The following is a 22,022-nucleotide window of genomic DNA, read 5'->3' as shown; positions in this document are numbered from 1 at the left end:
TATGGGAAATAGGAGACGAATATGTCTGAGCAACTGACCCAAGAGCAGATGGATACCATTAATCGCTACAACGAAGAGCAACGTTTAAAGTACTGCGTAAAAGAGATTGTGGCGAATCGTAAGGTTTGGATTCTGAAAGACGAACATGGCTGTGTCATGTTAAATACAGAAGATGATGATTGTGTACCAGTATGGCCAAACGAAGAATTTGCTTTGCAATGGGCGAATGGTGATTGGGAAGATTGCGAGCCTGAGGCGATCTCTTTAAACAAGTGGCACAGCCGTTGGACCTCTGGTCTAGAGGATGACGAGCTATCGATTGTTGTATTCCCAAATCAAAATGAAGAAGGGGTCGTATTGTTTCCTGACGAGTTTGATTTTGAACTGCGCAAACAAGCGAGCCGCCGTTAGTTTTTTGATTAGTACCCATGCAATAAAGAAGCCTGCGTTAAAGCAGGCTTCTTTATTGCACGATTACATCTTTGATAAGCTATTTTGTTTGATGGCTTGGCGCTTTATAAAAGTGGCTTTCGACTAGTCGTTGAGTAATAGGATGCTCGGGATGAGTCAATACTTGGTTGGTCTCGCCAAACTCGACCACTTCACCTTCATGCATCACCATCACTTTATCAGTAATATGCTTAACAATGCCAATATGCTGAGACACGTACACAAATGACAATCCCATCTCTTCTTGCAACTCGAGGAATAAGTTAATGATCTGCGAGCGCATTGCCATATCCAAACCGTTTAACGCCTCATCAGCGACAATGATGGAAGGTTGAAGAATAAGTGCACGAGCCAAACACACGCGCTGTTTTTGACCGGCAGCTAGCATTTGTGGATAAAAATAGGCGTGCTCAGGCAGCAATCCTACGCGGAGCAGGGTGTTCTTTACACGCTGCATGCGTGCATCTGGCGGCATGTTGGTATTTCGCTTTAGCGGACCTTCTAAAATACGACCAATCTGGATTCGTGGGTTTAACGATGTGTTTGGATCTTGGAAAATCATGCGGATGAGCTTGCAGCGTGTCGCGTAATCTTTGTGCTCCAATCGTTCGCCATTCACACGGATCTCTCCGGAGCTTGGTTCAACAACGCCAGCAAGCATACGAGCTAGTGTGGATTTTCCTGACCCGTTTTGACCAATAAAACCAATAGTTTGTCCTGGCTCTAAAGTAAAGCTTACCGGTTTAACTGCCTCATTAACCTGACGTTTGAACAGACGGGAGCGCGTAACAAATTGCTTCGATAAATTATCGACTTCAAGTAACGCACTCATGACTTTTTCTCCGTGTTCAATGGAAAGTGACAGTTAAATTTATGATTCTTAATTCGTCTGGTGTGTGGAATTTCTACACATTGTTTCTGCGCATACGGGCAACGTGGTCCGAGGCGACAACCGATAGGCAGATGCTGCAATGGCGGAATCGAGCCCGGTAGGGATTGGAGTTTTTGCTTGTGTGGTACCCAATCATTAAAGTCAGGCATCGCTTTAAGCAAGGCATCGGTGTACGGGTGCTTGGGTGCCGCAATGATTTTACTGGTATCGGCAGACTCCACCGACTGACCACAATACATTACCGTAATACGCCCTGCCCACTGTGTTATGGTCGCTAAGTCGTGGCCGATAAGCAAAATGGTTGTGTTATTAAGTTGGTTCATGCGGCTCAACAGACGCAAAATTTGCGATTGAGTAATCGGGTCTAAGTCGTTGGTTGGCTCATCTGCGATCAGCAACTTTGGTTTGGTCGCTATCGCCATGGCAATCATGACTTTTTGACACTCACCATCAGTCAGTTCATAAGGGTAGCTACCCATTAAACGCTTGTGATCTTTAATACCCACTTTATGCAAAAGCGCGATGGCCTGTTTTTTACGCCATTTAAATCGCTCCCACCATTTCCCTTCAAATGCGCGAGATGGAATGGATTCAATCAATTGACGCCCGACTTCCTCTGAAGGGTCAAGACAAGTTGAAGGCTCTTGGAAAATCATCGCAATATCACGAGCAATGACGCGCCGACGCTCTTTTGGTGTAAGCTGAAGCAAGTCAATATTGCCAAGGCGCATACGGTCTGCGGTGATGCGCCAGTTATCTTTACTTACCCCGACAATCGCTTTTGCAACTAAGCTTTTCCCTGAACCAGACTCACCTACAAGACCACGAATTTCGCCTTCGTTCAAAGTTAGGCTCATTCGGTCAACGGCTTTGACCAACCCTTGAGGTGTTTCGATCTCAATGGTCAAATGTCGAATATCTAACAACGGCATTATTCGATCCCCGCATTAAGCGCTTGACGTACACCTTCACCTACTAAGTTTAGGGTAATAACAGTAAACATGATGGTCAGGCCGGGTAGGGTCACTGTCCAAGGTGCAATATAAATAAGCTCGACAGAGTCACCTAATATTGCTCCCCACTCGGTGCTTGGTGCCTGTGCGCCTAGGCCAAGAAAACCCAGTGCCGTAATATCTAAAATCGCAGCAGAGAGCGCGAGTGTGATTTCAGCGGCAATGACCGTCAGAATGTTAGGAAGAATTGAACTCCACAGTAAGTAGAAATCATTAGCGCCATCAAGGCGTGCTGCCATTATGTAGTCTTTTTCAACTTCGGTGTGGACTGCGATATAAACGGAGCGAATAAAACGCGGAATCAAAGCCAAGCAGATTGCGAGTAAAATATTGAACCCACCAAAGCCTAGAAATGCCACAAAAATGATTGCTAATAAGAGCGACGGGATCGACATGACGGTATCGAGCAAGTGGTTGAGAGTACTCGAAAGTAAGCCTTTCGTCATACCTGCCAATACGCCAATTAAACAGCCTACAACGGCAGCAATTGCGGTGATGGCGACAGCAGCGCCAAATGTTAGCTGAGAGCCCATAATCAGGCGCGAAAGAATATCTCTACCTAAGTCATCGGTCCCCAAAAAGTAATCAACCGTTCCTGCTGGGGCCCATGATGGCGGCACAAGCAACTCACCTGACTGTGCTTGGGCGTCAAATGGTGCAAGTAGGGGGGCAAAAATGGTAATAAGGACGATAAACACCAAGCACCACAAGCCAAACATGGCTAGTCCGTTGGCACGGTAGCTTCGCCAAAATCGCTCAAACTGAGTTGGAATGCGTTCTTCCTGATAAACGTTATTTGTTAGCATACCATTCCTTTCGAACTAAAGGGTTAATCATCGCGCCAATCAAATCCGAGAGAATGTTAGCGGTAAGAACCAAAGTCGCAAGTACCATCACGCCAGCTTGGATAGATGCATAGTCTTGGCTTGCTAGCGCATCTAAAAGCCAACGACCAATACCTGGCCAGTTAAAAATAGACTCCGTGATGATAGCTAAGGTAATCATACTCGAAAGTTGAACACCAACTTTGGGAATGATAGGCGGTATCGCATTCCGCAATACATGTTGAGTTACGATTTCGCGGTTAGAAAGACCTTTGATTCTCGCTGCACGGATGTAGTTTTGGCTCATCACTTCCGCTACCGAGGAGCGCATTAGTCCGACAACCTGGGTGGTTGGAGCCAAAGCGAGCACCAAACATGGCAGTACCATATGCTCAATAACGCTTTGCAGTGCGTGAGCGCGGTATTCGCCTTTCGCCATGAATGCGTCGATAATGGCAAACCCGGTTACATGATCAATTTCGTAAAGTAAATCATACCGTCCCGCAACGGGAAAGAGTTGGTATTCCAATGAAAAGACCATGATAAGTAACAGAGCTACCCAAAAGATTGGGGCGGAATAACCAGACATTGACATGAATGAAATGCTGGTATCGAGCCATTTACCTTGCTTCATCCCAGCCACGGTTCCAAGTGGAATGCCGATCAAAAGGGACACCAAAAAGGCAAAGAAACACAATTCCAAAGTGGCTGGGAATACAACGGCGAGCTCGTCGTAAATCGCATTGCCGTTTTTACTTATGCCAAAATCGAGTTGAGAAAGGTTGATCAAGTAAGTTTGCCAGCCAGACCAAAAATCAACGTTTGCCCAGTGCGAGAGAGGGTCAAGGCGAAGCAGAGAAAAACCCACTAATGTAAGGATCATCAAAGTGATGATAAATAGGTTAAAGCGTCGAACGGTATACCAAAACATCAGTGAATTCTCTCAACTCTATCAAACGGTTGGGCATTGAAAGGGCTTGATTTGAAGCCTGTCAGCGATTTGTCGTGCACACGGAACTGCACGCCATGCGCCAGAGGAATAACCGGGAACTCTTGATTCAAAATGTTCTGTGCTTGGCGATATAGGTTCAAACGGTAACGCGGTTCTTGAGTTTCTAACGCCAAATCGAGCAAGAAATCGAAGTCATCGTTACACCACATGGACACGTTAAGGCCAACGCGGTCAGACTCGCAAGATAATAAAGGGCGGAAAAAGTTGTCAGGATCCCCGGTATCACCAATCCAACCTGTTAAAAGTAAATCGATATCGTTGATGTTCTCCAAATCCACACGTTCAAACCTATCATCGGTAAGTAGCGTTAATTTAACCCCAATATCGGCAAAATTCGCTTGGATTAGCTCCGCGGTCTTGCGAGGGCTTGGGTTAAAAGCACGTGGTTCAAGTGGTATCCACATGGTCAATTCTAGGCCGTCTTCGTAGCCTGCATCTCGAAGTAGTGCCAATGCATAATTCCGGTCATAACGAATTTTTACACTGTCTTTTTGATAAGCCCATGAATTAGGTGGTAGCAAGGTATAAGCTTGGGAGCCAGTTCCGTAGTAAACCGAATCTAAAATATTTTGACGGTTGATCGCTAAGTTAAGAGCTTGGCGAACTCGAGCATCACTCAGCGCGGTGGTTTCTGTGTTTATCGCAATAAAGGAAACGTTGTTAGCTGGTGTAGCCGTCAGCTCAAGGTTGTCATTTTCTTGAATGACAGGTATTTGGCTCGAAATAGGTGAAGAGAGTACGTCACACTCGTTTCTTAAAAGTTTAGCTAATGTACCCGTGCCTCTGTGAGAGATATCGAACACCACTTGTTCCATTTTTGCTGGTGACTTCCAGTAATTAGAATGACGCTCTAATCGAATCAAATCGTTCACTTGGTACTCTTTTAATTGATAAGGGCCGGTACCGATAGGAAGTTGGTCGATTTCTTCTTTATGATCTTTTGCTGCCAATTGCTGTCCGTACTCCGCAGACAAGATAACCGCATGGCTGGTGGCAATATTGGCCAAGAAAGAAAAGTTTGGCTGAGATAACGTAAACCTTACCGTATGCTCATCTATTGCAACCACGTCTTGGAGTAGGTTTTGAAAATCTAACCCTGCAAACCATGGATAAAAACCACCACCTACTTGGTGAAAAGGATGGTCTACATCGATGATTCGCTTGAAGCTAAATACCACATCTTTTGCATTCAATGGGCGAGTGGGTGCGAACCAAGGCGTGGTTTGGAATTGAACACCACGTTTAAGCTTAAACGTGTATTCCGTCCCTGATTCATTTACTGACCAACTCTCGGCGATGCTTGCCACGGGCTGATGTGATTTAGGATCGAGCGTGAGCAGCGTATCGTACAGCTGTGGGCTCAGAGCCTCTGCGGTAATACCGCTATCAATAAGCTGAGGGTTAAACGTGGTCGGCTTACCCTGTCCGCAAAACACAAAGCCAGCTTTGCGAATATCATTGTGGTCAATTTCATCGCCACAAGCGGTAAGTAGGCTAATCCCAATAAGGCTCAGCGATAATCTTATAAAAGCATTCATAATATGAAATGTTCATTGGATCTTGCTCGTTTCGTTTGATCTTACTCTTTCAAAGCTAACAAGCGAAAATGATCTCGCTAATTTATCACCTTTGTGAACTCGCTCCAAACATAAAATCCATACACTGTAAGGTGTTATGCCATAAATGCATGCGAATTAGAGCGCAGTCACGAGCTCGTGTATTGATTGAGTTCTCTCGGTCAAGTTAGCTTTGTCCGACCAAACCATATTTTCTAACCATCCCTCGTAATTGGTGATAGCTCAAGCCAAGTAGCTCGGCTGCTTGTCGTTGATTAAACTTGGCTTCTTCCAATGCACGATTGAGTAAATGGATATCTTGTTCCTCTTGCCATTGTTTATAGTCTAGAGGGAATTGGATGGTGTTGCTTGATGCTTCCTCTGCTTGTTTTGCACTATGGCCAAGCGCGCTGTGCCAAACCGTTTCAAAAGGATTGAAAACCAGTTCATCAATTGGGTGAGCATTCAGACCATGTTGGTAAATCGCACGTTCAATCACGTTTTTTAGTTCGCGGACGTTACCGGGCCATTCATATTCAATAAGCGACTGCTGCGCTTTTGGGGTAAAACCGACAAAGTATTCCAGTTGCAGTTCACGACACATTTTCATCGCGTAGTGCTCTGCTAAAGAGAGAATGTCTTCTTTGCGCTCGCGAAGAGGCGGTAACATAATGACATCGAAGGCTAGCCTGTCGAGCAGATCCGCACGAAAATCACCTTGCTCTGCCAATTTTGGTAGGTCGGCATTGGTTGCACAAACAAGTCGAACATCCGCATTGAGAGCGGTATGACCGCCAACTCGCTCATATTCACCATATTCAATGACACGTAATAGCTTTTCTTGAACCAAAAGTGGTGCGGTTGCCAGTTCGTCAAGAAACAAAGTACCGCCCTCGGCACGCTCGAAACGCCCTTTATGCTTACCTTTAGAGCCCGTGAAGGAGCCGGATTCATGTCCAAACAATTCGGAATCTATTAGCCCTTCGCTTAATGTCGCACAGTTGAGTGATAGTAGTGGTTTATCCCAACGTCTTGATAAATAATGCAAACGTTGAGCGATAAGTTCTTTACCCGTACCTCGTTCACCAATGATGAGGACAGGGCGCTCAATGGGTGCAAGTTGTGATACTTTATCTAGTACAGCGAGAAAAGCAGGTGATTCACCAATCAGGTTTTGCTTCATAAAGTCCTTCTTATTTAACAGCCGAGCCATGATTTAGAGATAGAGTTGGTAAATTTCACCAACAGTTGGTGAAAAACATCATAGCACAATAGTGTGTAACGACAACAAAATGAATAACGCTCTGATTTAAAAGAAAATTATAAGTTGGCACGTTACTTGTTATATATTCAGGGAGACACAAGGTTAATCACCACCTTGTCGAGTTTTAATAGGAAAAAAGAGGAGTTCCGTTATGGGTATTTTTTCTCGATTTGCAGATATCGTTAACTCAAACATCAGTGCATTACTGGACAAGGCGGAAGATCCTGAAAAAATGATCCGTCTTATCATTCAAGAAATGGAAGACACACTTGTTGAAGTGCGTACTAACTCGGCTAAAGCGATTGCAGACAAGAAAGAGTTGGCTCGTAAGGTTGAAACGTTAGAAGAGCAAATTGGCGAATGGGGTCAAAAAGCGAGCTTAGCATTAGTTAAAGAGCGCGAAGATCTAGCTCGTGCAGCATTAATTGAAAAGCAAAAGCTAGAGCAAGTAATTAAAGGCCTCCACACTGAGCAAACCTTAGTGGAAGAAACGATCGATAAGCTTACTGGCGAGATTGGTAAGTTGGAAAGCAAAATTGCTGAAACGCGCGCAAAACAGCAAGCACTAGCAATTCGTAACCAAACTGCATCTAACCGTCGTGATGTGCAAAAACACCTGCACACTAGCCGTACTAATGAAGCGATGGCGAAATTTGAGCAGTACTCACGTAAAGTGGATGAAATGGAAGCGGAAGCAGACCTATATGCTCAAACTGGTAATGCTAAATCGCTAGAACAAGAGTTTGCAGAGTTGCAGGCACAAGACGAAATTGAAAAAGAGTTGGCAAAACTGAAAGAACAGATGTCATCGAAAGATAAATAAGAAAGGAGCCATTTATGTCGGCATTTTTTATAGCAGGACCAGTGATTGTCTTTTTAATCTTTGTCGCTCCACTATGGCTCTTCTTACACTATCGCAGCAAACGCAAAACAGATAGTGCACTGTCGAGCCAAGATTTAGAGCGCCTTCAGGTACTATCTGAAAAAGCGGAAGCGATGCAGTCCCGAGTTGATACATTGGAGCGCATCTTGGATGCTGAGTCACCAACATGGAGACGAAAGTATGAATAATCGAGAACTGTATCGTGATCCAGTAAATGGCAAAATCTCCGGTGTTTGCGCCGGAATTGCCAACTACTTTGGTGCAGAAGTTTGGTTGATTCGTATTGTAGTGATTTCTGCAGCGCTGTTAGGTGGTACGTTTTTGGTATTGTTAGCGTACATCGCGATGGCGTTTATGTTAGAAAAGCAACCAGTAACGTATTCTGAAAATATCAGAGCGCAGCAAGAGCATACGCTCAAAAGTAAGCCTTGGCAGAAAGGGCAAAGCCCTGATCAACTGCTCAGTGTGTTGGAAAGGGATTTTGACCGTCTTGATGGCAAAATTCGTAACATGGAAGCTTATGTTACGTCTGATACATATAGGGTGAACAGAGAATTCAGTAAGCTCTAGGCATTTTGTATCCAAAGAAGATTTAACTGAAGCAGGCATAAAGCCTGCTTTTTTATCACAAATTACTAATTTTAAAGCACTATTAATCTTTTCTGCTCTGGAAGTTCGTTCAAAATTCATCTACTTTAAAAATAATCCCCCAATTTTTATGGATGAATGTAATGAGAAAATTGCTCATTCCTATTGCCATCTCGGCTGTCTTGTCGGGGTGCGGTAAAGAACTTCCTCCTGTTCCTGAACCTGAATCGCGCCCTGCGAAGCTATTTACAGTATCTGTTGGCAATGCCCAGTTTGAGCGACATTTTCCTGCCACGACGGAAGCTGGCGATAGAGCAGTACTGACATTTCGAGTTCCTGGGCTTCTTCAAACGATAGAAGTGAATGAAGGTCAAGTCGTCAGTAAAGGTGATGTTTTGGCGTCATTAAACCCAGATGAATATTCTCTGCTCGAACAGCAAGCTCGGGCAAATTTTTTGCTCGCAGATGTGCAATACAAGCGATACCAAAAGCTACGTAAAGACCAAGTAGTATCTGAGCAAGATTTTGATGAGGCAAAAGCGAATCACAACTCAGCAAAAGCTCAATGGAATCAAGCAAAGGCAAACTTAAGATATACCAAACTTGTCGCGCCATATGATGGCACTATTTCGTACATTCCAGCAGAAAACCATGAATATGTTGCCGCGAAAGAAGGGGTGATGAATATTCAGTCCAACCAACTCCTCAAAGTGATATTCCAAATCCCAGACTATCTTCTAAATCGTTACACGCAGGGGAGCGATGTCTCTGCCAGAATGATATTTGATGCGTTCCCCGAGCGAGCCTTTGATTTAACCTTTCAGGAAATCGATACAGAAGCCGATCCTAAAACGGGCAGTTACAAAGTCACGATGGTCATGGAGCGACCAGCAGAAATTGGCCTTTTGCCGGGAATGTCTGGCAATGCTTACCTCCTGTCCAAAAGTGCAGGAGCGACAAAGATTCCTAACTCCGCGTTGCTAGAAGAGAACGGCAAAACATACGTTTGGCGTGTCGATGAGCAAGGCATTGTATCCAAAGCCGCAATTGAGATGAATGACAAAAATCAAGTGTTAGCCGGGCTTAACGATGGCGACCAAATCATTATCTCGGGTGTCAGTGTAATTGAACCCGGAATTAAGGTAAGAGCGTGGATTAAGGAAAGAGGGTTGTAATATGAAAGGAATCATCTCTCTAGCGACTTTACTTTCAACGCTTTTTCTCGTTGGCTGTGGGGATAAGGCGCCAGAAAAAGAGCTCGAAACGCCACGAGTTAGGGTTACGTCATTAGCGGGAAACAAGGTGGACGACAACTTGTACTTCCCTGCGGTTGCGAATGCAGCGGATCGCTCTCATTTGAGCTTCAGAGTGGCAGGAGAAGTCAGCCGCATCATGGTAAAAGAGGGCGACAAAGTCACGAAGGGTGATGTTATTGCAACGCTAGATCCCACGGACTATGAGTTGGATGTAGATAATGCGAGTGCGCGTTTTTCTGTTGTCGACAGTCAGTATCGCCGCTCACGCCCTTTGGTTGATAAAGGCCTATTAGCTAAGTCTCAGTTTGATGAAATTGCAGCACAACGACAAATCGCCTTAGCTGAGCTTCAGTTAGCCAAACTTCGTCTATCATTTACTGCCTTAAAAGCGCCCGTGGATGGGATTATTTCGCGAGTTAATATCGACCAATTCGAAAATGTTCAAGTCGGACAGCATATCGTTAATATTCACAGCTTGGAGCGAGTCGAAGTGTTGATTCAGCTTCCAGACCGCCTCTATGTGAACCAACCGCCAACGGAAGAAAGGCTTACCGCGATCAAAGCATTAGTGCGCGTGCCCAGCGGTAACGAATATAACGCGACGGTAAAAGAATTTACGACTGAGCCCGATCCAACAACAGGTACGTTTACTGTCACACTGTCGCTTCCTATGCCGGAAGAAGAGTACATCCTAGATGGGATGGCTGTTGAAGTAACGTCTAAAGACGAGAATGTTGGGCTTGATCTCAACCTAGGAATTAATGTCCCTATCGAAGCCATTTTTAATGCGGATGGTGACGAGCTGGGGCGCGAAAACAAATTTGTTTGGGTACTGAATGACGACAATACGGTATCGCGCAAACAGGTGCGAGCAGGTAAGGCATCTAAAACGTCCATTCAAATCCTTGATGGTCTCATGCTCAAAGACAAAGTTGTGATTGCCGGTGTTTCTCGATTAAGGGATGGCATGAAAGTGGAAGTGATACAGGAAATGGCTACGCAGGAGGCCGGTCTATGAGCGATCTTAATAAATCAGTGCCTCAAAGTGATGATGATGTGACCGGTATTGCTGCGTACTTCATCCGAAATCGCGTCATCAGTTGGATGGTCGCACTGATATTTTTGATTGGTGGTATCGCCGCATTCTTTGGTTTAGGGCGTCTTGAGGACCCTGCTTTTACTATTAAAGATGCGATGGTAGTGACCTCTTACCCTGGTGCGACACCGCAACAAGTCGAAGAAGAAGTGACGTATCCAATCGAAAAAGCGATTCAGCAGCTTACTTATGTTGATGAAGTAAATTCGATTTCTAGCCGAGGCTTATCTCAAATCACGGTCACGATGAAGAACAATTATGGCCCTGATGATCTACCACAAATTTGGGATGAGTTGCGCCGTAAAGTGAACGACCTTAAAGGGACGTTGCCTCCAGGTGTGAATGAACCTCAAGTGATCGATGATTTTGGTGATGTTTACGGGATTTTGTTAGCGGTGACTGGCGACGGTTATAGCTATAAAGAGCTACTGGATTACGTCGATTACTTACGCCGAGAGCTCGAACTGGTTGATGGCGTGAGTAAAGTTTCGGTATCTGGGCAACAGCAAGAGCAAGTGTTCATCGAAGTATCGATGAAAAAATTGAGCAGTATAGGTCTTGCTCCGGATACCGTGTTTAATCTTCTTTCGACGCAAAACGTAGTTTCTGACGCAGGAGCGATCAGAATTGGTGACGAGTACATCAGAATTCAGCCGACTGGCGAGTTCCAGAGTGTGGATGAGCTAGGCGATTTGTTGATTACTGAGTCGGGTGCTCAGGGGCTCATCTTCTTGAAAGATGTGGCGGAAATAAAACGTGGTTACGTAGAAGTCCCGAATAATATTATTAATTTTAACGGCAGCCTCGCACTAAACGTGGGTGTTTCTTTTGCTGAAGGCGTCAACGTCGTTGAAGTCGGAAAAGCGTTTGATCATCGCCTTGCAGAGCTAAAGTACCAACAACCTGTCGGTATCGAAATTTCGGAAATCTATAGTCAGCCGAAAGAAGTGGATAAATCGGTTAGCGGTTTTGTTGTGAGCTTGGCTCAAGCTGTCGGTATCGTCATTATCGTACTTCTGTTCTTTATGGGGCTACGTTCAGGTCTGCTTATCGGTTTAATTTTACTGCTGACGGTGTTGGGTACGTTCATTTTCATGAAGTATCTCGCGATAGATTTGCAGCGGATTTCATTAGGTGCCTTGGTTATCGCGTTAGGTATGTTGGTGGACAATGCAATCGTTGTGGTTGAGGGGATTTTGATTGGTACTCAAAAAGGGCGAACTCGACTCCAAGCAGCGACCGACATTGTTACCCAAACAAAGTGGCCATTACTTGGGGCAACTGTGATTGCGGTAACTGCATTTGCGCCAATTGGACTGTCTGAAGACTCTACGGGTGAATACTGTGGCACTTTGTTTACGGTTCTGCTGATCTCTTTAATGTTGAGCTGGTTTACCGCTATCTCGTTGACACCATTCTTTGCTGACATCTTCTTTAAAGGCCAGAAGATTAAACAAGGTGAAGGGGAAGAAAATGATCCATATAACGGGGTTATTTTCGTTATTTATAAAAAGTTTCTTCAGTTTTGTATGCGTCGTGCTTGGTTTACCGTTGTGGTGCTGATTGCGGGATTAGCGGCAAGTGTTTACGGGTTCACCTTTGTGAAGCAAGCGTTTTTCCCATCGTCGACAACGCCGATTTTTCAGTTAGATGTATGGATGCCAGAAGGAACTGATATTCGAGCAACTAACACAACGCTTAAAGAGTTAGAAAGTTGGTTAGCTAAGCAAGAGCATGTTGACCATATCACGACGACCGCGGGTAAAGGTTTACAGCGCTTCATGTTAACGTACGCGCCAGAGAAAAGTTATGCGGCTTATGGTGAGATAACCACTCGTATGGAAAATTACGAAGCGTTAAAACCATTAATGGCGAAGTTTCGAGAGTATTTAAAAGCCAACTACCCAGAAATCAATTACAAGCTCAAACAGATTGAGTTAGGCCCTGGTGGTGGTGCAAAAATTGAAGCGCGTATTATTGGCTCAGATCCAACCGTCCTTCGTACGATAGCCGCTCAGGTCAAGGACATCATGTACGCCGACCCTCAGGCAACAAATATCAGGCATGATTGGCGTGAACGAACCCAAGTTCTTGAACCTCAGTTTAACGAGAGTCAGGCACGTCGCTATGGCATTACCAAATCGGACGTCGATGATTTCTTGTCCATGTCATTCTCTGGAATGACGATAGGCTTATACCGAGACGGCACGACGCTCATGCCTATCGTGGCTCGTTTACCAGAAGATGAGCGCATTGATATTCGTAACATCGAAGGCATGAAAATATGGAGTCCAGCACAGAGTGAGTTTATCCCACTTCAACAAGTCACAATGGGTTACGACATGCGTTGGGAGGATCCTATCATCGTACGTAAGAACCGTAAGCGTATGCTCACTGTGATGGCAGACCCTGATATTCTAGGTGAAGAAACCGCATCGACGTTGCAAAAACGTTTACAGCCCCAAATCGAAGCGATTCAAATGCCTCCTGGCTATTCACTAGAGTGGGGTGGTGAATACGAATCTTCAGGTGATGCTCAAGAGTCACTGTTTACTACTATGCCAATGGGGTACTTGTTCATGTTCTTGATCACTGTATTCCTATTTAACTCTATCAAAGAGCCACTCATTGTTTGGCTTACCGTGCCACTGGCGTTAATTGGTGTCACCACCGGTTTGTTGGCACTCAACACGCCGTTTGGTTTTATGGCATTGCTCGGCTTCTTAAGCTTATCGGGAATGGTGCTCAAAAATGGCATCGTATTACTGGACCAAATTGAAATTGAAATGAAGTCCGGTAAAGAGGCTTATGACGCGGTCGTTGATGCTGCGGTAAGTCGCGTCCGTCCCGTTTGTATGGCTGCTATCACGACGATCCTTGGTATGATCCCACTGTTGCCAGATATTTTCTTCAAACCAATGGCGGTTACGATTATGTTTGGTTTGGGTTTTGCGACAGTCCTGACACTGATTGTCGTGCCAGTGTTGTATCGTTTGTTCCATAAAGTGGCAGTACCGAAACAGGCTTAGTGCTACTGATATAACGATGAAAAATATCGCGCCTCTAGCTCATCAGTTAGAGGCGCTTTTTAAGGAAGAATAATGACAGAACAAAAAACGTGTGCGTGGGCGATGAATCACCCATTAGAGCGCGAATATCATGATTCCGAATGGGGCGTGCCAGTATATGACGACCAAGTCCTGTTTGAATTTATTACTTTGGAAGGTGCGCAAGCTGGTCTTAGTTGGATCACCATCCTTAAAAAGCGCGAAGGTTACAGAGAAGCGTTCGAGAATTACGATCTAGATGCGTTGGAACAAAGAAATGAAGAACGCGCTGAATACATCGTGGAAAACTTCGATGTTGTAAGGCATCGCGGAAAGATTAACTCGGTTTTCAGTAATGCCAAAGCGGCCAAAGCGTTAATTGCTGAATACGGAAGTTTATCAGACGCGTTGTGGCAGTTCGTGGACGGCGAACCAATCATTAATCAATGGCAACATATGAGTGACGTGCCAGTTTCGACAGAGCAATCCAAAGCCATGAGTAAATTCCTAAAAAAGAAAGGCTTCAAGTTTGTCGGTGAAACCATCTGTTATGCTTTCATGCAAGCCGTCGGCATGGTGGATGACCATATCGTTGGATGTCCTAAAAAGCAGAATAAGTAACGTTTGGCTATTAAGCTAATGTTGTTAGTTCTGGCTATCATGAATACGTTCCAAAGCTTCGATTCGACGCCATTGAGTGGCATCGAAGCTTTGTTTTCTTAAAGCAATGATTTCTGCCTGTTTTTCGTCTTGCCCTAGAAAATCTCTATTCAGAATATTTTGACGCTGCTTTAAGTAAGTGGCGAGTTGAGTCTCAAATGATGCTCTTTGCTCATCAAGTTTTTGCAGCCTCTGCGCTCCGGCATCTCCTACCAGAGCAACACGGGCGATGTACTTGTCTTGTGAATCAAGCTGAGAAGCTTGCTCGAGCTGCTTTGCTAATGCGTTATTGCGTTCACTTTCTCGTATGTAATCCGGTTGTTCTGATAACGCTTGATTGAGAAGGTGTTCTTGACTCTCGATATCCGATGCCTGTGTTTTAATCGTCAGCTTTTCTAAAGCAAGTTGGCGAAGTCGGTTTTCTTCGTCAAACAATTGGGTTATCTGCGCCTCGCTAAAGTATTGAAGCTGTAAGTTCAGTATTGCTTCATTCAGCATGGTTAACTGTTCAAGCGTTAGGTGATTGTGCTCAAAAGGCTCTAATGCAGAGAGTGCTTGCTTGTAGGAAAGGTAGGTTTGAAAAAGTTTGGCATCAATATTCAGAGTTTGCTTTGCTAAAGTGTCATCATTGACTTCCGCTTTGATCGTATCGAGATCTTCTTCGCCCAGCCGGCTAAGAGAATATTCGAAGAAATCTTTTGGGGAAGAGACATCGGCGGCTATATCTTGCTGAGATGGCGAATGGTTAGAGGTTATCTCTTGTTGTTTGTCGCTTTGCAACAGAGAAAGCGCTCCCACGCCAAATATCGAGAGCAGGATAAAAGTGGTGAGAGCGACTTTCTTCATTGTGATGACCTCTTATAAACCTTGAAGTTTGAGACGATTTGCATGTTGGCGATAAAGCGTGACTGGATCGGTTTCAAAAAGATGATGAATACCGAGTAGACCGTTAATTTCATCCAAATGGTTCATTTGATAATCATCACGTATGACTTTGCCTAAATGTGTGCTGCACGCACCAACTAAGCCATCATTCGGCCCATCAAAGGCTAAGCCAAGTACCATCATGGCAGCGTCAGTCGGATCGAAAACGTTTGTAAAAGTGGATGATCCGGTCCATGAGTAGTAATAAACGCCATTTGAAGCTAGCAAGTCGCCATTACCACATTCACTGGTAGGGACTCCCTCTGGGTAGTGCTGGTTAAACGCCAATGATCCTTCCGTGGTCAAGGCTGCTAATGAGGCTAAAGGGTCTTGGTCGAGATCAGAACCACCTGATAGAAGATTAATAAGAGTGGTTAAACCTTGCGCCAGTTTTACCGCGAGCTGCTCACTCCCCGAACCCTCAGATACGGTGCCACGAACTAAATCGGCTACTTTAGACCCTTTATTAACGCCTCCTATACTCGTAACTGATGCGACTAGGTCAGGACGGACAGAGGCAACATAGCGCGTTGTTGGACCACCATGACTGTGACCAATGAGATTGACTTTCTCTGCGCCTGTAGCTGCAAGTAAGGTTTCTACTTGAGCAAGCAGTTGCTCCCCTCGAACTTCGCTGCTATTGGTCGCGGATACCTGTGCAACATAAACTTTAGCACCATCTTTTGTTAAGGAATGTGGTATTCCGAAAAAGTAATCAACGCCTGCCAGGGTATCAAAACCAAACAAACCGTGAACCAAGACAATCGGATACTTGGTTTGGGTATAACCTGTCGCAGCGTATACGGAGGTTATTGGGACGGTAACTAAGGTAAAAAGCATTAGCGCTATAAATTTGAGTTTCAAAACTATCTCCTTGTGGTATGACCTCTTATGAATGATAAAAAGTAGGAGAGAAACTCTAAATTTGAAAAGCCTATTTATGGCACATTATTTCATTCTGTGACTGCTCAATTGAAAAACAACACAAATGATTAACATTAATTAATGGTTCGGGCGAATGTTAGTTAATTCTAATTAAGTCAGAGGGTTATAAAAACGCCCCGCAATGCAGGGCGATTCAATCATTGTTATAGGGAGGCTTCTTTTTCAAGCATTAAGGCATTATAACGCGCAAAACCAGCCTCTAAATCAGCGATCAAGTCATTTACGTCTTCTAAGCCAATATGAATACGAACCAAAGTACCTTCAAAGTGTGGGTGAGCTACGGTTCTCAGGCTGTTAAAGCTCTTAGGTTCGTTAGCTAGAATGAGGCTTTCATAACCGCCCCAAGAGTAACCCATACTGAAGTGTTTCATACCATCAAGCAGAGCCGTCGTCGCTTTTGGATAAGACGTTTTGAGAACAAATGAAAACAAGCCGTTTCCACCTGTGAAGTCTCGTTTGAAAAACTCATGGCCAGGGCTTGTTTCTAAAGCTGGATGGCGGACATGATCAACTTCTGGGCGAGAAGCGAGCCACTGAGCGACTTTTAAACTGCTTTCTGCGTGCTGTCTTAGGCGAACATCCAACGTGCGAATACCTCGAAGACCTAGGTATGCGTCGTCAGGAGAAACGCACTGACCCATCAGGTAGCTTTGTTCACGAAGCTGATCCCAATACTTTTCAGAAGCCACAGCAGTACCTAGCATGACATCTGAATGTCCAACAATATACTTAGTTGCCGCTTGAATGGAAATGTCTACGCCATGCTCGAAAGGAGAGAAGTTCACGCCTGCTCCCCATGTGTTGTCAAGCATCACGATGATATCTTGCTCGTGGGCAATGCGCGCTAATGTAGGTACATCTTGGACTTCCATGGTTATTGAACCAGGAGACTCCAAGAAAAGGACTTTGGTATTCGGCTGAATCAAGTCTCGGATACCTTCACCGATCATTGGGTCATAATAGGTGGTTTCGATGCCCATTTTCTTCATTATGGTGTTACAAAAGTCACGAGTTGGTTCGTAACAAGTGTCCACCATTAGAATGTGATCGCCAGTTTCAACGAAAGAGAGGATGGCGTTTGAAATTGCTGCCGTTCCACAAGGGTAAAGCGCGCAACCAGCTCCACCTTCAATCTCAACCATTGCGTCTTGGAAAGCAAAGTGCGTGTTGGTGCCTCGGCGACCATAAAACAACGTTTTGTTTGCACGATTAATGGTGGCTTGGTTCTTTTCTGCAACGGTATTGAATACCACAGTTGAAGCGCGTTGAACGGGTGGGTTTACAACACCATTTGTCCACTTTTTATCGCGGCCAGCGGTAATGAGTTTGGTTTTTTTTCCCTCTGACATAAAAGTTCCCTGTCTTAAATATTGCGGTTTTGAATATTTAAAACATGGACGACGTAGGTTATGCAAGGGAAAAGTCGACTATAAGCCAATAACAGCCAAGATGAACAGGTAATGATGTCGAGAGGTATCGTGTAGATAGGGAGCTAAAAGAACAAACCTCCAGCAGGGTGCATGTAGCGCTGGAGGTTTTTTAGTCGGTGTATTTGAGGTATTAGAGGAGTGGGTTGAAGAGATAGAACACTCGCTCTAAGAACCGAGAAAATAGGCTCCTTTTCTCCCACTCTTCCAATACAACAGTGTGAGATTGCTTAATATAGCTATCTTGTAACCAAGACATTTGCTTGGTGAACTCTTCGTCATCAACGGCGAGGGTCACTTCGAAGTTCAGCCACAAGCTGCGCATATCCATGTTTACGGTGCCAACTAAACAGAATTGGTCGTCAATTACGACAGATTTTGTATGCAGCAAACCACCATAAAACTCATAAATCTTGACCCCTGCACTCAAGAGCTCACTATAAAAAGCGCGTGACGCCCATTGCACCATCATAGAGTCATTTTTATGGGGAATAATGAGTTCAACGTCAATGCCTCGTTGTGCTGTCATCTTTAACGTTTCGAGTAAATCAGCATTGGGCACGAAATATGGTGTTGTGATTCGTACCGAGCGATTGGCTTGGTTTATTGCCAATGTTAATACTTGATAGATCAGATATTCCGGCATACCTGGGCCAGAAGGCACAACCTGAATAGGGTGTTGGAATTCACTCTCATCGATTTTACATTCAGGTAGTCTCGGTAAATGGCGTTCGCCAGTTTCGACTTCCCAATCCCAACAGTGGATGGCACTCAATACGTTTACCGTTGGTCCCGTAATGCGAACCATGATGTCCACCCAATGCCCAACGCCACTATTTTGCTTGAAGTAAGCCGGGTCAACCAAGTTCATTGAACCGGTATAAGCAATTTCATCATCAATTACGATGATCTTGCGATGCTGGCGAAGATCAAGACGACGTAAGAAAATACGCCACATCTTCACTTCTAACGCTTGAATAACTTCAATTCCAGCATCCTGCATCATTCGATACCAAGGACTTCTGAAAAAACGCGGGCTACCTGCTGAATCGAGCAATAGTTTGACATCTACGCCGCGTTTAGCCGCTTGGATAAGTGCAGAAGCGACAGAGTCAGCCAAACCACCTGGATGCCAAATGTAGAATACCATTCGAATACTGCTCTGCGCGTTTTCGATGTCTTCAATAATGGAATGCAAAATCTCGTTAGGTGACTGTTGCAGCGACAATGTATTACCGCTCAATGCGGGAAGACCAAGGCGGTTGTTACAAAGTTCATCAATTCGGTAGATGTGCCTTCCCATCGTTTCTGGGTTGTGCGCGTTACAGTCGTTAAGTTGACTGAACCACTTCTCGAATGGTGTAAACATCTCTTTCGCACGTTCGGCTCGTTTTCTGCCTAAGTTCAGTTCACCGAAGAGGAAATAACATGCGACACCCAGAACGGGAAGGATATAAATGATCATTAGCCAAGCTAAAGACACGCTCACTGCACGGCGCTTTAAAACGACACGAATGGTCACACCTGCGACCAGTAACCAATATAGCCCGATGCCAGCTAAAGTAAGAAAGTGATAAAACTTGTCCATATACGCTCAGAGTAATATGCCCTTCTAGGATATTAAGCATAAAAGTGGGTTGGGGAAATAGATTTCCCATTTAGACGTGGGATTGACCTTATATGAGGAACGAATTTCATAACAGCTGATTCTGTTATTTTAATGTGAAAAATAAGGTCATTCTTTAACTTTTGAACAAAAAAGCAGCATTTAACCTGCGTAACTCGACACTTGTGCGATAAATGTACTTTTTTGGGGTTCCAATTTTAAAGGGGAGCTGCTTTACTTTCTAGACATAGTGCGTCGAACGCTTATTTTATAAGTGTACAATAATTTTTACATAAACTTTTTAGACGCCTATCTCTATGCATACACAACAAACTAATTTTGGAGAAAAAGCGTGGCTACAACTAATACAGCAGCACCACGTGATACGTGGGGGTCTAAACTAGGCTTCGTAATGGCAGCAGCGGGTTCCGCTGTCGGTTTAGGCAATATATGGAAATTCCCTTACACAGCAGGTGAGAGTGGCGGCGGTGCATTCGTTGCTATCTATCTTATCTTTGTAATTTTTATCGGCTTTAGCGTGATGCTGACAGAGTTCGCTATTGGTCGTAAGACAGGTCTTTCTGCCGTAGGTGCATTCAAAACAACTGACCGACGCTGGACGTTCACTGGCGTTATGGGAGTCTTCAGTGGTCTTTTGATCATGGGCTTCTACCCTGTGGTTGGTGGTTGGGCATTGGCCTACATCTTTAAAGTGGGTGGTGGTCTACTCAGCGCGCCAGAAGCAATTGGCGACAGCTTTGGCGGTTTCATCTCAGATCCGATTCAACCTTTAATGTGGATGGGTGTTTACCTGTTCCTTAACGTCATGATTGTGATGAAAGGGATCTCGGGTGGTATTGAGAAAGCTGGTAAGGTTCTGATGCCGCTTCTGTTCTTAATCCTAATCGTTGTTTCTGTTAAAGGCTTGATGCTGCCAGGTGCAATGGCTGGCCTTGAGTTCTTATTCATGCCGGACTTTTCTAAAGTCGACAGCAACGTAGTTCTTGCTGCACTAGGGCAGGCGTTCTTCTCACTTAGCTTAGGTATGGGTTGTATGATGACGTACGGTTCTTACCTGAAGAAGAAAGAGAACCTAGTTCAAACAACCGGTATGGTTACTGCGATGGATACAGGTGTCGCGATTCTTGCTGGTGTTGCTATGTTCCCAGCAATGTTTGCCTTTGGCATGGAGCCTGCAGCAGGCCCTGGTCTTGTATTCGTTGTCGTTCCTCAGCTATTTGCTGAAATGGGCGGTGTGATTGGGTTGCTATTCGCGTTGCTATTTTTCATCGGTTTGACGGTGGCGGCATTAACTTCTTCAGTATCACTATTGGAAGTTGTCGTGTCTTACCTAATTGACGAGAAAGGCATGAAGCGCTCTAACGCAGTTCTGTCTGCAAGTGCAGTTATGGCGGCATTATGTATTTTTGCGTCACTATCGTTAGGTGGAATGGGACCAACGCTGTTTGGTACCGGTGCCTTTGATATCTTCGACTTACTAACGGACAAAATCTTCTTAGCGGTTGGTGGTATGTTGGTTTGTATCTTTGCAGGATGGCGCCTAAGCCGTGCTGAGTTAGAAAAAGAGATCACTAATGACGGCGAAGTATCCTTCCCGCTATTTGGATTGTGGTACAACCTAGTTAAATACCTGATTCCTGTTGCGATTGCTATTGTTGCCTTCATGGGGATTAAGTCTGGCTTTGATAGTGGCAAAGGTGAAATCATGCTGCTGGGTATCGCAATCATTGGTCTTGCTGGCATTTTCTCGAAGAAGCTTTAGCAAAGACCTTGGGGGCAAGCCTCGATAGCTTTGTCCGGTAACTTATGTATACTGCTGGCTCCAAACGTGGAGCCAGTTTTTTATGTTCGATATTCTACATACCCATCCCGATTTTCTGATCATCAATAAGCATCCTAACGTCTCTGTTCATAAAGACGATGGCGACACAATGCTGCTGCAAGAAGTGGCTAAGCAGAGTGGTGATGAGCAGCTTTATCTTATCCATCGCTTGGATAAAATGACATCGGGTATTCTGCTCCTCGGACGCAACGCCAAAGCGGCCAGTGCGTTATCGCAAGCCTTCGCTGACCGCCAAGTAGAAAAGTTCTACCTAGCGATTGGCTCTAAAAAGCCGAAAAAGAAACAAGGTTTGGTCGTTGGTGATATGGAGCGTTCGCGCCGTTCATCATGGAAGCTGGTCAACAGCAAAAATAACCCAGCCGTCACCCAGTTTTTCTCTCTTGCGGCAGAGCCCGGAGAGCGCCTATTTTTATGTAAGCCACACACTGGTAAAACGCATCAAATCCGCGTGGCATTAAAATCGGTTGGCTCAGGTATTGTTGGCGACCCGATTTACAATGCAGGCAATGAGGCTGATCGCGGTTACCTGCATGCACTTTCACTTTGCTTCCAATACCGAGATGAGCAATATCGCTTTGTTTGCGACCCACGAGAATACCAAGTGCTGGGTAACAAATGGCACAGTGAAATCGTCTCTCAGGGTTTGGATACTTGGCTTTCCCCTTGGGAACTGAACTGGCCTACGATCAAATAACCGTCACAAAGAAAACTAATA

General features: G+C 44.8%; 20 protein-coding genes. 10 read left to right on the top strand and 10 right to left on the bottom strand.

Features of this window, described 5'->3' with window-relative positions:
* Positions 1-21: 21 nt before the first annotated feature.
* Positions 22-411, top strand: a complete 390-nt coding sequence (locus tag IQP38_RS06725; RefSeq protein ID WP_005378129.1) for a DUF2750 domain-containing protein — start codon at positions 22-24, stop codon at positions 409-411.
* 79 nt (positions 412-490) lie between these two features.
* Here IQP38_RS06725 and IQP38_RS06720 read toward each other — a convergent pair whose 3' ends face one another.
* The 6 genes from IQP38_RS06720 to pspF all read right to left on the bottom strand — a co-directional run bounded on the left by IQP38_RS06720 (position 491) and on the right by pspF (position 6,930).
* On the bottom strand, positions 491-1,282 hold the full coding sequence (locus IQP38_RS06720) for an ATP-binding cassette domain-containing protein (RefSeq protein ID WP_005393308.1): 792 nt from the start codon (positions 1,280-1,282) through the stop codon (positions 491-493).
* A complete protein-coding gene (locus IQP38_RS06715) occupies positions 1,279-2,274 on the bottom strand; it encodes an oligopeptide/dipeptide ABC transporter ATP-binding protein (protein WP_005378126.1) in 996 nt (331 codons plus the stop codon). Before IQP38_RS06715 ends, IQP38_RS06720 begins: the two co-directional genes overlap by 4 nt.
* Positions 2,274-3,161 carry an ABC transporter permease subunit gene (locus IQP38_RS06710; protein WP_005378123.1) on the bottom strand — a complete coding sequence of 296 codons (888 nt, stop codon included), beginning with the start codon at positions 3,159-3,161 and terminating at the stop codon, positions 2,274-2,276. Before IQP38_RS06710 ends, IQP38_RS06715 begins: the two co-directional genes overlap by 1 nt.
* Positions 3,148-4,110: an ABC transporter permease gene (locus tag IQP38_RS06705; RefSeq protein WP_005378122.1), complete on the bottom strand. Its 963-nt coding sequence runs from the start codon at positions 4,108-4,110 to the stop codon at positions 3,148-3,150. The genes IQP38_RS06710 and IQP38_RS06705 overlap by 14 nt, the downstream gene beginning before the upstream one ends.
* Positions 4,110-5,729: an ABC transporter substrate-binding protein SapA gene (gene sapA, locus IQP38_RS06700; RefSeq protein ID WP_170890557.1), complete on the bottom strand. Its 1,620-nt coding sequence runs from the start codon at positions 5,727-5,729 to the stop codon at positions 4,110-4,112. Before sapA ends, IQP38_RS06705 begins: the two co-directional genes overlap by 1 nt.
* 205 nt (positions 5,730-5,934) lie before the next feature.
* Positions 5,935-6,930: a phage shock protein operon transcriptional activator gene (gene pspF, locus IQP38_RS06695; protein WP_170890558.1), complete on the bottom strand. Its 996-nt coding sequence runs from the start codon at positions 6,928-6,930 to the stop codon at positions 5,935-5,937.
* Positions 6,931-7,162: 232 nt separating this feature from the next.
* Between pspF and pspA the strand changes: the two genes are divergently transcribed.
* The 7 genes from pspA (at position 7,163) to IQP38_RS06660 (ending at position 14,502) form a co-directional block, all read left to right on the top strand.
* Positions 7,163-7,834: a phage shock protein PspA gene (gene pspA / locus IQP38_RS06690; protein ID WP_005378119.1), complete on the top strand. Its 672-nt coding sequence runs from the start codon at positions 7,163-7,165 to the stop codon at positions 7,832-7,834.
* Positions 7,835-7,848: 14 nt separating this feature from the next.
* A complete protein-coding gene (pspB, locus tag IQP38_RS06685) occupies positions 7,849-8,082 on the top strand; it encodes an envelope stress response membrane protein PspB (protein WP_005378117.1) in 234 nt (77 codons plus the stop codon).
* Positions 8,075-8,464, top strand: a complete 390-nt coding sequence (pspC, locus tag IQP38_RS06680) for an envelope stress response membrane protein PspC (protein WP_025766867.1) — start codon at positions 8,075-8,077, stop codon at positions 8,462-8,464. Before pspB ends, pspC begins: the two co-directional genes overlap by 8 nt.
* Before the next feature lie 161 nt (positions 8,465-8,625).
* Positions 8,626-9,657 carry an efflux RND transporter periplasmic adaptor subunit gene (locus IQP38_RS06675; protein ID WP_005378114.1) on the top strand — a complete coding sequence of 344 codons (1,032 nt, stop codon included), beginning with the start codon at positions 8,626-8,628 and terminating at the stop codon, positions 9,655-9,657.
* 1 nt (position 9,658) lies between these two features.
* Entirely contained in the window at positions 9,659-10,756 is a 1,098-nt protein-coding gene (locus IQP38_RS06670) for an efflux RND transporter periplasmic adaptor subunit (protein WP_005378112.1), read from the top strand.
* Entirely contained in the window at positions 10,753-13,863 is a 3,111-nt protein-coding gene (vmeI, locus tag IQP38_RS06665) for an efflux RND transporter permease subunit VmeI (RefSeq protein WP_085569587.1), read from the top strand. The genes IQP38_RS06670 and vmeI overlap by 4 nt, the downstream gene beginning before the upstream one ends.
* 72 nt (positions 13,864-13,935) lie before the next feature.
* Positions 13,936-14,502, top strand: a complete 567-nt coding sequence (locus IQP38_RS06660; RefSeq protein ID WP_017634671.1) for a DNA-3-methyladenine glycosylase I — start codon at positions 13,936-13,938, stop codon at positions 14,500-14,502.
* 24 nt (positions 14,503-14,526) lie between these two features.
* Here the strand turns inward: IQP38_RS06660 and IQP38_RS06655 are convergent, their stop codons facing one another.
* From IQP38_RS06655 to cls, 4 genes are all read right to left on the bottom strand, one after another.
* The gene (locus IQP38_RS06655; RefSeq protein WP_042522029.1) at positions 14,527-15,387 is read right to left on the bottom strand and encodes a lipase secretion chaperone; all 861 of its coding nucleotides are present in this window, start codon (positions 15,385-15,387) and stop codon (positions 14,527-14,529) included.
* 12 nt (positions 15,388-15,399) lie between these two features.
* Positions 15,400-16,305, bottom strand: coding sequence for an esterase/lipase family protein (locus tag IQP38_RS06650; protein WP_005378107.1), 906 nt, complete (start codon positions 16,303-16,305; stop codon positions 15,400-15,402).
* A gap of 248 nt (positions 16,306-16,553) precedes the next feature.
* Positions 16,554-17,759, bottom strand: a complete 1,206-nt coding sequence (locus IQP38_RS06645) for a cystathionine beta-lyase (protein WP_042522027.1) — start codon at positions 17,757-17,759, stop codon at positions 16,554-16,556.
* Positions 17,760-17,970: 211 nt separating this feature from the next.
* The gene (gene cls, locus IQP38_RS06640) at positions 17,971-19,425 is read right to left on the bottom strand and encodes a cardiolipin synthase (RefSeq protein WP_005378105.1); all 1,455 of its coding nucleotides are present in this window, start codon (positions 19,423-19,425) and stop codon (positions 17,971-17,973) included.
* 430 nt (positions 19,426-19,855) lie between these two features.
* Between cls and IQP38_RS06635 the strand changes: the two genes are divergently transcribed.
* Positions 19,856-21,226: a sodium-dependent transporter gene (locus IQP38_RS06635; protein ID WP_042522154.1), complete on the top strand. Its 1,371-nt coding sequence runs from the start codon at positions 19,856-19,858 to the stop codon at positions 21,224-21,226.
* Positions 21,227-21,308: 82 nt separating this feature from the next.
* Positions 21,309-22,001: a TIGR01621 family pseudouridine synthase gene (locus IQP38_RS06630; RefSeq protein WP_025551686.1), complete on the top strand. Its 693-nt coding sequence runs from the start codon at positions 21,309-21,311 to the stop codon at positions 21,999-22,001.
* Positions 22,002-22,022: the final 21 nt, after the last annotated feature.

It is taken from the genome of Vibrio sp. OPT41, from assembly GCF_015163595.1.
Taxonomy (GTDB): Bacteria; Pseudomonadota; Gammaproteobacteria; order Enterobacterales; family Vibrionaceae; genus Vibrio; species Vibrio alginolyticus.
Note: the sequence above shows the minus strand (reverse complement) of the source record. Positions and strands in the feature narration are given on the sequence as shown.